Here is a 13,371-nt window from a genome sequence, read left to right on the forward strand (position 1 = left end):
CCGATCATGTCTATCCTGGACAAACACGGCGTCATCGAGCGAAACGCCACCTTGCTTCTCGTCGGATCGCTGGCTGTCGTCTCGATTGGCGGCATCGTGGAAATCGCGCCGCTTTTCTATCTGGAAAACACCATCGAAAAGGTGGAGGGCATGCGGCCATACTCGCCGCTGGAGCTTGCGGGTCGCAACATCTACATCCGCGAGGGCTGCTATGTCTGCCATAGCCAGATGATCCGTCCCTTCCGCGACGAGGTGGAGCGTTACGGTCATTATAGCCTGGCGGCGGAGAGCATGTACGACCATCCGTTCCAGTGGGGTTCGAAGAGAACGGGCCCCGATCTGGCGCGCGTTGGAGATCGCTATTCCAACGAATGGCATGTCCAGCACCTGAGCGATCCGCGCTCCGTCGTCCCGGAATCGGTCATGCCGAGCTACGCCTTCCTGAAGACGACGCCGCTGCAGGTTACAAATGTCGCAATGGAGTTGAAGGCCAACCGCGCGGTTGGCGTGCCCTATAGCGAGGAAATGCTGCAGAGCGCAGAAGCCGACATAAAGGCGCAGGCCGATCCCAATGCCGACACGACCGGACTGGAGGCGCGTTACCCCAAGGCAAAGATCGGCGACTTCGATGGCGACCCGACGAAGCTGACCGAAATGGACGCGCTGGTTGCCTATCTGCAGATGCTCGGCACGCTCGTCGATTTCTCGACCTATGACGATGCCGCTGGCTATCGATAGGAGAAGGATCAGATGGAAACCTACACCGCCATGCGCCACTTCGCCGATAGCTGGGGCCTGCTCGTCATGACGCTCTTCTTCCTCTGCGTCGTCCTCTTCACCCTGCGTCCCGGTGGCGGAAAGGCCGCCAATGACGCCGCTAATATTCCTCTCAAGGAGGATTGATACCATGTCGGACAAACACATAGACCAGATCAGCGGCGTCGAAACCACCGGCCACGAATGGGATGGTATTCGCGAGCTGAACAACCCCATGCCCCGCTGGTGGGTTTGGACCTTCTACGCCACCATCGTCTGGGCCATCGGCTACACCATCGCCTTTCCCGCCTGGCCCTTGATCAGCGGTGCAACGCACGGCGTTCTCGGCTGGAGCAGCCGCGCCAATGTCGCGACCGAGATCGCCGATGCCAAGGCAGCCCAGAATACCTATCTGGAGAAGATCGCATCCTCGTCGCTGGAGGATATCCAGGCCGACAATGAGCTCATGCAATTCGCTGTCGCCGGCGGTGCTGCAGCCTTCAAGGTCAATTGCGTCCAATGCCACGGCTCAGGTGCGGAAGGCGGTAGCGGCTACCCTAATCTCAACGACGACGACTGGTTGTGGGGTGGCAAGGCAGAAGATATCTACACCACCATCACCCATGGTATCCGCTTCAACGAAGATCCGGAAACGCGGGTCTCGGAAATGCCGGTCTTTGTTGATGTGCTTAAGAGCGACGAAATCCGTGCCGTGGCGGCTTATGTGGTGAGCCTCACCGGTACGCCGTATGATCCAGCGCTCGTGGACGCCGGCAAGCAAATCTTTGCCGATAATTGCGCTTCCTGCCATGGCGAAGACGCCAGGGGTAATCGCGATATGGGCGCCCCAAACCTTGCTGACGCAATTTGGCTGAAAGCACATGGCGAGGAGGGGATCGTCGCCCAGATCCGCGCACCCAAGCATGGTGTCATGCCAGCTTGGGGCGAGCGCCTAGGCGATACGACCGTCAAGCAACTGGCGCTTTTCGTTCATTCGCTAGGTGGTGGAGAATAGATGAGGTCAAAATGGAGGGGTCGCGAAGTGTAGCCCCTCCCTCTCTATTGGTCGGACCAAACCGCAAGTTCGTACCCGTCTTTGTCTTCGAAATGGAACCTGCGTCCGCCGGGAAAAGAGAATATAGGCACCGTAATTTTTCCGCCGGCATTCTCAACGCGTGTTCTTGCAGCCTCGATATCATTGACAAAAAGGATGATGAGCGCACCGCCTTTAGCGTTCACCGGCGCCGTGGTGGTGAAGCCGCCTGTGAGACGGCCATCGGAAAACTCGCAATAGGCAGGACCATAATCTTTGAAGGTCCATCCAAATGCTTTGCCGTAAAAGGCCTTCGAGACCTCGATGTCAATGACGTTGAACTCGACGTAGTCGAGCCTGTTGTTGCGGCTGCTCATATGGTTCCTTCGCTCTCTTCAAGAAGGTGTTTCAACATTTTCAGATCGGCCATGACGGCAACTGCATCACGCTCATGATCCGCCTCGCTCATGCCCGGCAGTCTCAGGACGGTAAACGCTACTTCCGCCCCGTCACCATTCGGTGTCACCCGTAGCGCGTTATAGACATCAATGCCATCTGGAAGCGTGACCACATGGTCGATGACACCGAAATCGTTTGGCTCGGAAAAGCGCACACGGGCTTCTCCCAGAGGCCCGGAAGCGATCCAGGCTTCACCATCCTGTCTGAGGCCACTTGCCAGACCCGCGGCCCACAGCGGCATCTTTTCAGGATCTGATGCAAAGGCGTAGACCTCCCGCCATGGCCGGTCGATTGCAATGTGCACGATCCGTGAAATCATCGTTGCCATCATGCCTCTCCACTTCGCAGCGCCTGTGCCACTTTGTCCCTACTTGACCTAAGTCAAGGATGATGGACCCCCAAGATGTCAAAAAGCAAGGACAGAAACGGACCTTGCGATCATGAACCTTTATACCGCCCGCGACCCTGGCAATGGCTCTGAGCCTGTCGAGAGACTGAATGCCGAGCCGGTCAATTCCGCGAAAAACAGAAAGCCGCTTTACGAGGCACGCAAGAAGATTTTCCCGAAGCGGGCAGAGGGGCAGTTTCGCCGTTTCAAATGGATCGTGATGCTGATCACGCTCGGCATCTACTATCTCACTCCCTGGATCCGCTGGGACCGTGGGCCCTACGCACCGGATCAGGCCGTGCTGGTGGATATTGCCAGCAGGCGCTTCTATTTCTTCTTCATCGAGATTTGGCCGCAGGAATTCTACTACGTTGCCGGGCTTCTCGTCATGGCTGGTTTTGGCCTCTTCCTCATCACCTCTGCCGTTGGTCGCGCCTGGTGCGGCTACACCTGTCCTCAAACCGTGTGGGTCGATCTCTTCCTCGTGGTGGAGCGCGCCGTAGAGGGAGACCGCAATGCGCGCATGAAGCTCGATGCCGCGCCTTGGAGCTTCGACAAGCTGCGCAAGCGCGTCTCCAAGCATCTTATCTGGCTTGTGATTGGCGTGATGACGGGCGGTGCGTGGATATTCTACTTCGCCGATGCTCCGACACTGCTGAAGCAGTTCGTAACGGGCGAAGCGCCAATGGTCGCTTATTACACCGTGGCGATCCTGACCGCGACGACCTACGTGCTTGGCGGCCTGATGCGCGAGCAGGTCTGCACCTATATGTGTCCCTGGCCTCGCATCCAGGGCGCAATGCTGGACGAGCATTCGCTGGTGGTGACTTATAATGACTGGCGCGGCGAACCCCGCTCGCGCCACGCCAAGAAGGCACTTGCCGCTGGCGAGCCGGTCGGCGACTGCGTGGACTGCAATGCCTGCGTTGCCGTCTGTCCCATGGGGATCGATATCCGCGACGGCCAGCAGATGGAGTGCATTACCTGCGCGCTCTGCATCGATGCCTGCGACGGCGTTATGGACAAGGTCGGCAAGCCGCGCGGTCTGATCGCGTATGCCACGCTGCAGGAATATGATGCGAACATGGCTTTGGCCACCGGCGATGGCACCCATGCCATAGCGCCAGGTGCCGTGCGCAATCCCGATGGCAGCTTCGTCAATGCTATTCGTCATTTCAACTGGCGCATCATTTTCCGCCCGCGCACCATCTTCTACATGACCGTCTGGTGTCTGGTCGGTGTCGTCATGCTGGTGACGCTTGCCACGCGGGAGCGGCTTGCCTTGAATGTTATTCACGATCGCAATCCGCAATATGTGCTGGAATCGGATGGCTCCATCCGCAACGGATATACTGTGCGAATTCTCAACATGATTGCACAGCCGCGCACCATTACCCTGTCGCTGGAAGGGCTTCCCGGTGCCGTGATGAAGATCAACGGTTTCGCAGATGAGCCTGCGCGTAGCTTCGACATCAAAGTGAAGCCGGACGAAGTGACGAGCCTGAAGCTCTTCGTCACCACTCCCGCCGCTGACACCAAGGCAGCGAGCGATTTCACCTTCCTCGCCTCGGATGCGCAAAACGCCGAGGCTGCGCATTACAAGGCCGTATTCAACGGACCGGGAGCAAAGAAATGACGATCGAGCGAGAGGAAAAGCCAGGCTTTGTTTTCACCGGCTGGCACATGCTCACCATCATGGTGCTGTTCTTCGGAACGGTGATTGCCGTCAATGTCACCATGGCGTGGAATGCGGTTTCGAGTTGGAGCGGGCTTGTGGTGCAAAACACCTATGTTGCCAGCCAGCAGTTCAACAGCAAGGCGGAGGCTGCCAAGGCGCGTGCAGCGAGCGGCATCGTCGGCGAACTCAAACTTGATGGCGATACAATCGTGTATGAAGTCACTCATCCCACTGAGGGTCCTGTAGAGACTGATGCTGTAACGCTCAATTTTCGCCGGCCTGTTGGAGAGAAACAGGATTTTTCGCTCGTTTTAGACAAGCAATCCGCAAATCGATTTGCGTCGCATTACCAACTCGCGCCAGGAGACTGGATCATCGAGGCGGTGGCTGTGAAGGACGGTAAGATCATCGTTCATGAAGGCAAACGGATCGATATTGCCGGAGGTGTCAGATGACTTGTTGCGCGCCGGGCACCGAAGGTGCCATTGAGCAAGCGGGCTTGAGGAAGGCCCTGCCGTCGTCTGAAGAGATGATGCTCGCCAGTCGCGATCTCGGCCAAGGCTTACGCCAGATCGATCTTTCGGTGCCCGGTGTCTATTGCGGCGCCTGCATCACCACGATCGAAACGTGTTTGAAAAGACTGCCGCAGGTGGAGCGCGCTCGCGTCAATCTCTCCTCGAAGCGCGTGTCGGTTGTCTGGCGGGAAGAGATCGCTGGCGTTCGAACCGATCCCGGTGATCTTGCAAAGACCGTAGCCCTGAGCGGATACGAAACTCATCTCTTCACCAGCGCCGAGGAAGCTTCCGACGAACTCAGAAACCAGCTGATCCGTGCCGTTGGTTTGACCGGATTTGCAGCCGCTAACATCATGCTTCTGTCAGTCTCGGTCTGGTCAGGTGCGGATGCCTCCACGCGCGACATGTTTCACTGGATATCTGCCCTGATCGCGGCTCCAGCGCTGATCTATGGTGGACGCTTCTTCTATCAGTCCGCCTATCATGCTCTGAAGCATGGCCGAACCAATATGGATGTGCCGATCGCTCTGGCGATCACGCTGTCCTATGCCGTCTCGCTTTGGGAAACGATGCATAGCGGCAGTCATGCTTGGTTCGATGCGACCGTCTCGCTGCTGTTCTTTCTACTGATCGGACGCACGCTCGATCATGTCATGCGAGACCGCGCGCGCTCGGCAGTCGCCGGTCTTGCGAGACTGTCACCACGCGGTGCCATGGTGCTGCTCCCAGATGGACAGCGAGAGTACCGTGCAATTGCCGAGTTGGCTCCGGGCGACGCAATCCTTGTTGCAGCCGGCGAAAGAGTGCCGGTGGACAGTGTGGTCGTCGCCGGGAGCAGCGATCTGGATATGTCCATCGTCAGCGGCGAGAGCGCCCCTAGAACCGTGCAGCCGGGGGACAATCTTCAGGCAGGAACACTAAACCTCACAGGCCCACTGAACCTTAAAGCAACGGCAATTGCGCGGGAGTCTTTTCTGGCTGAGATCATCGGGTTGATGGAGGCGGCCGAAGGGGGCAGGGCGCGTTATCGGCGCCTGGCAGATCGCGCTGCGCAGTACTATTCGCCGGTGGTTCACCTTTTGGCGCTCATATCCTTCGTTGCTTGGGGCATATTTGGCGGTGACTGGAAGCAGGCGATGCTAGTCGCGATTGCCGTTCTGATCATTACCTGCCCGTGTGCCCTTGGCCTTGCTGTTCCTGTTGTGCAGGTTGTTGCAGCAGGCGAACTGTTCAAGAACGGCGTCATGGTCAAGGATGGGTCGGCGATGGAGAGGCTTGCCGAGGCCGATACCGTGCTTTTCGACAAAACGGGGACACTGACACTCGGCGAGCCCCGTCTGCTTGATACGACGGCCGTGCCGGACGATGCCTTGCGGCTCGCTGCGGGACTTGCCGCCAATTCTCGTCACCCTCTTTCACAGGCGCTCTACGGCTCCGTTCGCGGCGCGCTCCCAATGTTCGATGCGGTCAGCGAGATACCCGGATGCGGGGTCGAGGCGAGGACAGACAAAGGCATCTACCGGCTCGGCAACAGACGCTTCTGCTGCCCGACCGAGATGCCACGACTGGACGGAGATACAGCGTCGGAGGTTGTGTTGTCACTGGAGGGTGAAGAAGTTGCTTGCTTTCGCTTCGAGGACCAGATGAGGCCCGGTACTTGCGATGCGATTCAAACCTTGCAGCGCTTCGGGTTCAGCGCAGAGATCGTCTCCGGAGACCGACCCTCCGCTGTAGAAGCATTGGCGGGCAAGCTCGGGCTTGCAAGCTGGCACGGCGGTTTCGCCCCGGCGGACAAGGCGCGTCGCTGCCATGAACTTGCCCGCGAAGGTCGCAAGGTGCTGATGGTGGGCGACGGAATCAACGACGCCCCGGCACTTGCAGCAGCCCACGTGTCTATCGCGCCAGCATCGGCAGCCGACATTGGCCGTCAGGCCGCAGACTTTGTCTTCTTGCAGGACGATCTCAGGTCTGTCGCCTTTGCTGTCGACATTTCGCAACGGGCAGGGCGGCTCATCCGCCAAAACTTTGCGCTGGCGATCGGCTACAACATCATCGCCGTTCCGATTGCGCTTGCAGGTCTCGCTACGCCAATGATTGCAGCCATTGCCATGTCGACGTCCTCAATCATTGTGGTCACCAACGCGCTGCGCCTTAGTGGCTTTGAAAGGAAAGTGACACGCAAGCTCGATCGACGGGAAGCCGCGGGTGAGATGGCAACTGGAGTGCAGATCGCATGAACATGTTGGTGTTCCTGATACCCGTGGCGCTGCTTCTCGGCGCGCTCGGTCTTTTCGCCTTCCTCTGGTCTTTGAAGAGCGGGCAGTATGAGGATATGGATGGTTCCGCATGGCGTGCACTTGAGGATGGAGACGACAAACCTACAGCCTGATGGTCTATCGAGAGTGGCGCCAAAGCTGACCGCTGTCATCAAAATTTAACCGTTTAAACAGGGTCTCACCTTGCCGTTTGAAGGTTAGAGTGCCAAAACAGGCGCCATCAAATGCAAAATGGAGACACATCCGTGGAACAGGCAGAAATCGGTTTGATCGGTCTTGGCGTCATGGGCTCGAACCTGGCGCTCAACATCGCGGAAAAAGGCAACAAGATTGCCGTTTTCAACCGAACCCCGGAAGCAACGAAGAAATTTTACGCCGACGCCGGCGAGTTGCAGGGACAGATTATTCCTTGCGAGACCATTGAAGACTTCGTTGCCGCCATCCGCCCGCCGCGCCCCATCATCATCATGATCAAGGCCGGCGATCCAGTCGATCAGCAGATGGAAATTCTGAAGCCCTATCTCGAAAACGGCGACATCATGATCGACGCCGGCAACGCCAACTTCCGCGACACGATCCGCCGTTTTGACAATCTCAAAGACAGCGGCCTGACCTTCATCGGCATGGGTGTTTCCGGCGGTGAAGAAGGCGCACGCCATGGTCCGTCCATCATGGTCGGCGGCACCGAGGAGAGCTGGAAGCGCGTCGAGAAAGTGCTCACCTCCATTTCCGCGAAGTACGATAACGACCCTTGCGTTGCTTGGCTTGGCAACGACGGCGCCGGTCACTTCGTCAAGACGATCCATAATGGCATCGAATATGCCGACATGCAGATGATCGCGGAAATCTATGGCATCTTGCGCGACGGCCTGAAGTTGAGCGCTGGCGAAATCGCCGACGTCTTCGGCAAGTGGAACAAGGGCCGCTTGAATTCCTACCTGATCGAGATCACCGAGAAGGTGCTACGCGCCGCTGATCCCGTCACCGGCAAGCCGATGGTCGATCTGATCCTCGACAAGGCCGGTCAGAAGGGCACGGGCAAGTGGTCCGTCATCGAGGCCCAGAACATGGGCGTTGCCGCAACGGCCATCGAAGCTGCCGTCGCCGCCCGTATTCTCTCCTCCCAGAAGGATGAGCGCGAAGCTGCCGAGAAAATCTTCGGCGTTCCGAAGGCGCTTGCCGCACCTGCTGACAAGCAGGCTTTCATCGACGATTTGGAAAACGCACTTCTCGCGGCAAAGATCGGCGCCTATGCGCAGGGGTTTGCCGTGATGGCCGCGGCTTCCAAAGAGTTCAACTGGGATCTGCCAATGCCCACCATCGCCCGCATCTGGCGCGCTGGCTGCATCATCCGCTCGCAGTTCCTCGATGAAATCACCTCGGCCTTCACCAAGGATCCGCATGTCGCGAACCTGATCGTTACACCGGCCTTCTCCAAGATGGTTCAGGACACCGACGCACCTCTGCGCCATGTCGTCTCGCATGCCATCCTGTCCGGTCTGCCGGTGCCGGCTCTGGCCTCCGCGCTCGGTTATTTCGACGCCTATCGCCGCGGTCGCGGTACCGCAAACCTCATCCAGGCGCAGCGCGACTTCTTCGGCGCCCATGGCTTCGAACGGACCGACGGTGTCGACAAGCCGCACGGACCTTGGGGAAGCGGTCTGGATATCTTCTCGAAGTAATGAACAAAAGGCCCGCTCCGGCGGGCCTTTTTCATAATGAGTTGCGCGTCTCCGACATCAGGTCCGACGCGCATATATGGCTTAATGCGCTGCCTTGCCTTGGCTCGCTGCCAGCATTCTCGATGCGCTGATCACGAGTTTGCGTTCCGCGCGCTCCTGTTGTGGCGTGCGGTTGTAGATTTCGCGATAACACTTGGAGAAGTGCGAGGCCGAGACGAAGCCACAGGCGACCGCGACTTCGACGACTGGCATGGCCGATTGCACCAGAAGGTGACGCGCTCGATCGAGCCTGATTTCCAGGTAGTACCGTGCGGGCGAACGCCCCATTTCCTGGCGGAACAGTCGCTCCACCTGTCTACGCGAAAGATCGGCACCCTCAGCGATATCAAGGAGCGAGAGCGGCTCGGAAAGATTGCTCTCCATCAATTCGATGATCGACAGGACCTTGTCGTTCTGGACGCCGAGACGGGCGCGGAGCGGCAGGCGCTGACGATCGTGGGGATTGCGCACGCGGTCCGTCAACTGCTGTTCGCAAACACGGTTGACGAGGTTTTCGCCGAAATCCTGACCGATCAGGTTCAGCATCATGTCGAGGGAGGCTGTTCCGCCGGCGCAGGTATAAATGTTGCCGTCCACCTCATAGAGATCTGCATAGACTTCCACCTGCGGGAAGGCTTCGGAAAAGCCTGGGAGGTTTTCCCAGTGGATCGCACAGCGCTTGCCATTCAGCAGTCCTGCCTGGGCAAGCACATGTGCGCCCGTACAGAGACTGCCGACAGCGATTCCGCGATTGTTGACTTCGCGAAGCCAGGCATTGACCGACTTGTTGACGTATTGATCGATGTCGATCCCGGAACAGACGAGTACCATGCTCGGGCGGTTTTCCCCGCCGATGCATTTGCGCTCCTCGGCAAGAGAGGTGTTTGCCTCAAGTGCAATACCACTGGAGGAGGTGACTTTCAGACCGTCAATGGAGGCAAGGCGCCACTCATAAGCGTCATAGCCGAGCATACGGTTAGCGATACGCAATGTTTCCACTGCCGCCGTAAAAGGCAGCATAGTGAATTGAGGAACCATAAAAAATACGATTGAACGCTTCTTGGGAGTTTTGCTCATGATGACCATGCTCCATTTTGCGGAAAAGCAATTTCTTGCTTGGAAACTATCATCTTTATGTTCTTGATGCGACATGTCGATTGACAAATACGACGTGACTTACGTTACGTCAAAAAAACAATCCGTGGGAGTGGCTTGACAAACGGCAATATCTGAATTGCGACATGCCATTCGGAGATATTTTGCATTTTATTAATATTGTTTTCAATTTTGTCCCGCATGCTTTCATCAATGTCGCCGAATTGCGCGTTCTGTTGGAAAGATGGGATGGCGGGCGTCGAAGCCACCGCCGCCCCGTCGGGTGCCACGGCACGTGAACTGGTCAAGCCTTGTGCTTGTCGGTCCAAGCTTAAAGCGGAGTATTGCGTATGCAGGAAGCTGGCGTGACGGTATTGGTTGTCGAAGACGAACCGATCATTCGATTTGCCCTTGTGGATGCCCTGGAAGAGAAGGGCTACCGCGTCTTGGAAGCATCCAATGTACTGGAAGCTGTGGGTGTGCTTGGCAAGAACGAGCAGATTGCAGCCGTGGTGACAGACATTGACATGCCGGGCGGCCTGTCCGGCCTGGATCTGGTCGAGACACTGGACAGTTCTCAAAATCACATTGCCGTCGTTGTGACCTCTGGGGGGCATGCGTCCGAAGCACTGGACCTTCCGCCAGACGCTCGCTTCTTTAGCAAGCCCTATCATTTCGACGACATTCTTTTCGCCGTCCGCTCCGCGATCGCTGCAAAGGCGAAACTGTTGAAGAAGCGTCGCGGCTTGCGTCTCGTCGGCGCGTCTGCGCGCTGACGCTTGAAGCAAGCGGAATGAGCGACAACCTACTCTGCCACATAGGAAAAGCCGGAGGGTCACTCCGGCTTTTGATTTTAGATCACGCTGTCGATCGATGATTTACGCCGCGCGCAGCAGAACCAGGCTTCGGCCTTCCATCGTATAGTTCTGCGCATTCGCTATCTGATTGCCGGCAACGGTCGGGTCCGCCGTGGTCAGTTCCGTGGTCCAGCCATGCTCGACTTCAGGAAGCTTGAACTCGACGTCTCCCTCATGCGGATTGAAAAGAATGAGAACGTCATTCCACTCATCGCCTTCCGGGCCGCCTTCGCGCGTCATGCGCAGGCCGAGCGATGTGCTGCCTGGGTCCTGCCAATGCTCCGGCTTCTGCTCGCCACCGCCTGGGTTCAGCCAGGTCACATGTGTGCCGTCATGCCAGCTGTCACGACGAAGCACGGAGTGGGTCTGTCTCAGTTCGATCAGACGGCGGGTGAAGTCGCGCAGGGTTTCAGCACTTTCCGGCAGGCCTTCCCAGTGTACCCAGCTCAGATCGCTATCCTGGCAGTATCCATTATTGTTGCCCATCTGGCTGCGGCCAAACTCGTCACCGGCCAGGATCATCGGAGTGCCGTGAGAGAGCAGCAGAGTTGCAAGGAAATTGCGCTTCTGACGATCACGAACGGCGTTGATGCCTTCGTCATCCGTTGGACCTTCGACACCGTAGTTGAAGCTGCGATTATCGCTATGGCCGTCCTTATTGTCTTCGCCATTCGCCTCATTATGCTTCTCGTTGTAGGAAACGAGGTCGTTCAGCGTGAAGCCGTCATGCGCCGTGATGAAGTTGACGCTGGCCCAGGTCTTGCGACCACGAAGATCATAGACATCGCCGGAGCCGAGAACGCGCGCGGCGAAGTCGCCGGCAGTGCCATCCTCGTCCTTCCAGTATTCGCGCACCGTGTCGCGATACTTGTCGTTCCATTCTGCCCAGCCGGGTGGGAAGCCGCCAACCTGATAACCGCCAGGGCCGATATCCCAAGGTTCGCCGACGAGCTTCAAGCGAGACAGCACCGGGTCCTGACCGACAGCATCGAAGAAGCCGCTGCGCTGATCGAAACCTTCCGGCTCGCGACCAAGAATAGTGCCGAGGTCGAAGCGGAAGCCATCGACGTGCATATCTTCCGCCCAGTAGCGTAGCGAATCCGTCACGAGTTGCAGCACGCGCGGGTGAGAGGTGTTGACGGTGTTTCCCGTTCCCGTGTCGTTGATGTAATAACGCGGCTGATCGGGCAGGGTGCGGTAGTAGGAGAAGTTGTCGATGCCCTTGAATGAGAGGGTCGGTCCAAGCTCATTGCCTTCCGCCGTGTGGTTGTAAACCACGTCGAGAATGACTTCGATGCCCCCATCGTGGAAGGCACGAACCATGTCACGGAAACCTGCCATAGCGCGCGGGCCGTAGTAACGAGACGCCGGTGCGAAGAAGGCGAGGGAATTATATCCCCAGAAGTTCTTAAGGCCCTTGTCCAGCAAGTGGGAATCGTCAGGGAAGTAATGGATCGGCAGAAGCTCGATCGAGGTGATGCCAAGGCTTTTGACATAGGCCACCACATCCTTATGGCCCAGTCCCTCATAAGTACCCTTGAGTTCCTCGGGAAGTGCAGGGTGCAGCTTGGTGAAGCCTTTGACGTGAGTCTCATAGAAGATCGTTTTCGACCATGGGATGTTCGGGCGCTTGTCGCCGCTCCAGTCGTAATCCTTCGGGTCGATCACCCGGCACTTTGGCATCTTGGATGCACTGTCGGCCTCGTTGAAAGACAGGTCCTTGTCTTCGCTGTTCAGGTCGTAACCGAACTGCTCTTGGCCCCACTGGATATCGCCCACAAGCTCGCGCGCATAAGGATCGACGAGCAGCTTGTTCGGATTGAAGCGGTGGCCGTTTTCCGGATCGTAAGGCCCGTGGACGCGATAGCCATAAAGAGCGCCGGGCTTCAGCCCCGGAACATAGCCATGCCAGATTTCATTGGTGAACTCTGGAAGAGTGATACGCTCGATTTCGGTAGTGCCCGTTTCGTCGAAAAGACAAAGTTCAACTCGTTCTGCACATGCGCTGAAGATCGCAAAATTTACGCCGTCGCCATCGAAATTGGCGCCCAGGCGCGTGAAGTCGCCGGGCTGAATGCTGGAGCCAAACTTGGACATGGGTTTCCTCGTGATGAAGTGACCCTGTGAAACTGGCGTCCGCGCGGTTTGTTCCGCAACGCAAAAAAATGGCCCGCCGGGATATCTGGCGAGCCGCTTACTCTTTCGTATAGACGGAGCGTCTATACCGTCTGATCACTTGCGGATGGTGTCGTTGGCAGGCCATCCAATGTCCTTCAATGTGTCCGCCGGCAGGCTTTCGAGAATATGGAGGTTGCGTCTGATCTGCCAGGACGCGTGAAGCTGAAAACCAGCCCGGATTGCGCGGGAAAGCCAGGTTGGTGGCCGTAGCCTAAGCCAGCTACCGGTTTCTTCATGCAGTATGATCATTGTCATTTTAACGCTCCTTCCTTCAGTTTTAGCGTCTGTCTTCCTTCTGACATGGACAGCTATGCGCCCAACAAAATCATCAATCAACTGAATGGCGTTGATGTCACCTATGACATTTTGTGTTGATTTCAGTTCGCTGTCGGAGCGCTTGTCTGTCTCTGCAATG

Annotated in this window: 15 protein-coding genes; 9 read left to right on the forward strand and 6 right to left on the reverse strand. The window is 57.5% G+C overall.

The genetic code is table 11. From position 1 onward, the window contains the following. Positions 1-6: 6 nt before the first annotated feature. Genes ccoO through ccoP form a run of 3 tightly spaced genes read left to right on the forward strand, consistent with a single transcriptional unit; the run spans position 7 to position 1,771 of the window. Positions 7-738, forward strand: a complete 732-nt coding sequence (gene ccoO / locus WKI41_RS07545) for a cytochrome-c oxidase, cbb3-type subunit II (protein ID WP_340192868.1) — start codon at positions 7-9, stop codon at positions 736-738. 12 nt (positions 739-750) lie between these two features. Continuing rightward, positions 751-903 (forward strand): cbb3-type cytochrome c oxidase subunit 3, encoded by a 153-nt coding sequence (locus tag WKI41_RS07550; protein ID WP_340192869.1) that lies wholly within the window; start codon positions 751-753, stop codon positions 901-903. Between the two features lie 4 nt (positions 904-907). Then, entirely contained in the window at positions 908-1,771 is an 864-nt protein-coding gene (gene ccoP / locus WKI41_RS07555) for a cytochrome-c oxidase, cbb3-type subunit III (RefSeq protein WP_340192870.1), read from the forward strand. A 44-nt stretch (positions 1,772-1,815) separates the two neighbouring features. On the opposite strand, the gene WKI41_RS07560 is transcribed toward ccoP, so the two are convergent. Both WKI41_RS07560 and WKI41_RS07565 read right to left on the reverse strand, forming a co-directional pair. Continuing rightward, entirely contained in the window at positions 1,816-2,166 is a 351-nt protein-coding gene (locus WKI41_RS07560; protein ID WP_340192871.1) for a VOC family protein, read from the reverse strand. Next, a complete protein-coding gene (locus WKI41_RS07565) occupies positions 2,163-2,576 on the reverse strand; it encodes an SRPBCC family protein (protein ID WP_340192872.1) in 414 nt (137 codons plus the stop codon). The genes WKI41_RS07560 and WKI41_RS07565 overlap by 4 nt, the downstream gene beginning before the upstream one ends. Positions 2,577-2,688: 112 nt before the next feature. On the opposite strand from WKI41_RS07565, the gene ccoG reads away from it, so the two are divergent. The 5 genes from ccoG (at position 2,689) to gndA (ending at position 8,787) form a co-directional block, all read left to right on the forward strand. Continuing rightward, a complete protein-coding gene (gene ccoG, locus WKI41_RS07570; protein WP_340192873.1) occupies positions 2,689-4,272 on the forward strand; it encodes a cytochrome c oxidase accessory protein CcoG in 1,584 nt (527 codons plus the stop codon). After that, positions 4,269-4,769: a FixH family protein gene (locus tag WKI41_RS07575; protein WP_340192874.1), complete on the forward strand. Its 501-nt coding sequence runs from the start codon at positions 4,269-4,271 to the stop codon at positions 4,767-4,769. Before ccoG ends, WKI41_RS07575 begins: the two co-directional genes overlap by 4 nt. Next, positions 4,766-7,066 carry a copper-translocating P-type ATPase gene (locus WKI41_RS07580; RefSeq protein ID WP_340192875.1) on the forward strand — a complete coding sequence of 767 codons (2,301 nt, stop codon included), beginning with the start codon at positions 4,766-4,768 and terminating at the stop codon, positions 7,064-7,066. Before WKI41_RS07575 ends, WKI41_RS07580 begins: the two co-directional genes overlap by 4 nt. Beyond that, a complete protein-coding gene (ccoS, locus tag WKI41_RS07585; RefSeq protein WP_340192876.1) occupies positions 7,063-7,218 on the forward strand; it encodes a cbb3-type cytochrome oxidase assembly protein CcoS in 156 nt (51 codons plus the stop codon). The genes WKI41_RS07580 and ccoS overlap by 4 nt, the downstream gene beginning before the upstream one ends. A gap of 132 nt (positions 7,219-7,350) precedes the next feature. Further along, positions 7,351-8,787, forward strand: coding sequence for an NADP-dependent phosphogluconate dehydrogenase (gene gndA, locus WKI41_RS07590; RefSeq protein WP_340192877.1), 1,437 nt, complete (start codon positions 7,351-7,353; stop codon positions 8,785-8,787). A gap of 81 nt (positions 8,788-8,868) precedes the next feature. Here gndA and WKI41_RS07595 read toward each other — a convergent pair whose 3' ends face one another. Then, positions 8,869-9,903 carry a GlxA family transcriptional regulator gene (locus WKI41_RS07595; RefSeq protein WP_062426109.1) on the reverse strand — a complete coding sequence of 345 codons (1,035 nt, stop codon included), beginning with the start codon at positions 9,901-9,903 and terminating at the stop codon, positions 8,869-8,871. Between the two features lie 104 nt (positions 9,904-10,007). Next, positions 10,008-10,229, reverse strand: coding sequence for a hypothetical protein (locus tag WKI41_RS07600; protein ID WP_340192878.1), 222 nt, complete (start codon positions 10,227-10,229; stop codon positions 10,008-10,010). Between the two features lie 57 nt (positions 10,230-10,286). On the opposite strand from WKI41_RS07600, the gene WKI41_RS07605 reads away from it, so the two are divergent. Beyond that, the gene (locus WKI41_RS07605) at positions 10,287-10,697 is read left to right on the forward strand and encodes a response regulator (RefSeq protein ID WP_340192879.1); all 411 of its coding nucleotides are present in this window, start codon (positions 10,287-10,289) and stop codon (positions 10,695-10,697) included. Between the two features lie 102 nt (positions 10,698-10,799). On the opposite strand, the gene glgX is transcribed toward WKI41_RS07605, so the two are convergent. Further along, positions 10,800-12,875 (reverse strand): glycogen debranching protein GlgX, encoded by a 2,076-nt coding sequence (gene glgX / locus WKI41_RS07610; RefSeq protein ID WP_340192880.1) that lies wholly within the window; start codon positions 12,873-12,875, stop codon positions 10,800-10,802. Positions 12,876-13,010: 135 nt separating this feature from the next. Next, the gene (locus WKI41_RS07615; protein ID WP_340192881.1) at positions 13,011-13,211 is read right to left on the reverse strand and encodes a hypothetical protein; all 201 of its coding nucleotides are present in this window, start codon (positions 13,209-13,211) and stop codon (positions 13,011-13,013) included. Positions 13,212-13,371 lie beyond the last annotated feature (160 nt).

Source organism: Agrobacterium larrymoorei, assembly GCF_037722385.1.
Taxonomy (GTDB): domain Bacteria; phylum Pseudomonadota; class Alphaproteobacteria; order Rhizobiales; family Rhizobiaceae; genus Agrobacterium; species Agrobacterium larrymoorei_C.

Coding starts and splice junctions, on each gene's coding strand:
- ccoG (WP_340192873.1), top strand. CDS start 2,689: ATGAACCTTTATACCGCCCGCGACCCTGGCAATGGCTCTGAGCCTGTC.
- WKI41_RS07595 (WP_062426109.1), bottom strand. CDS start 9,903: ATGAGCAAAACTCCCAAGAAGCGTTCAATCGTATTTTTTATGGTTCCT.
- glgX (WP_340192880.1), bottom strand. CDS start 12,875: ATGTCCAAGTTTGGCTCCAGCATTCAGCCCGGCGACTTCACGCGCCTG.
- WKI41_RS07615 (WP_340192881.1), bottom strand. CDS start 13,211: ATGACAATGATCATACTGCATGAAGAAACCGGTAGCTGGCTTAGGCTA.
- WKI41_RS07560 (WP_340192871.1), bottom strand. CDS start 2,166: ATGAGCAGCCGCAACAACAGGCTCGACTACGTCGAGTTCAACGTCATT.
- WKI41_RS07550 (WP_340192869.1), top strand. CDS start 751: ATGGAAACCTACACCGCCATGCGCCACTTCGCCGATAGCTGGGGCCTG.
- ccoS (WP_340192876.1), top strand. CDS start 7,063: ATGAACATGTTGGTGTTCCTGATACCCGTGGCGCTGCTTCTCGGCGCG.
- WKI41_RS07565 (WP_340192872.1), bottom strand. CDS start 2,576: ATGGCAACGATGATTTCACGGATCGTGCACATTGCAATCGACCGGCCA.
- ccoP (WP_340192870.1), top strand. CDS start 908: ATGTCGGACAAACACATAGACCAGATCAGCGGCGTCGAAACCACCGGC.
- ccoO (WP_340192868.1), top strand. CDS start 7: ATGTCTATCCTGGACAAACACGGCGTCATCGAGCGAAACGCCACCTTG.
- WKI41_RS07580 (WP_340192875.1), top strand. CDS start 4,766: ATGACTTGTTGCGCGCCGGGCACCGAAGGTGCCATTGAGCAAGCGGGC.
- WKI41_RS07575 (WP_340192874.1), top strand. CDS start 4,269: ATGACGATCGAGCGAGAGGAAAAGCCAGGCTTTGTTTTCACCGGCTGG.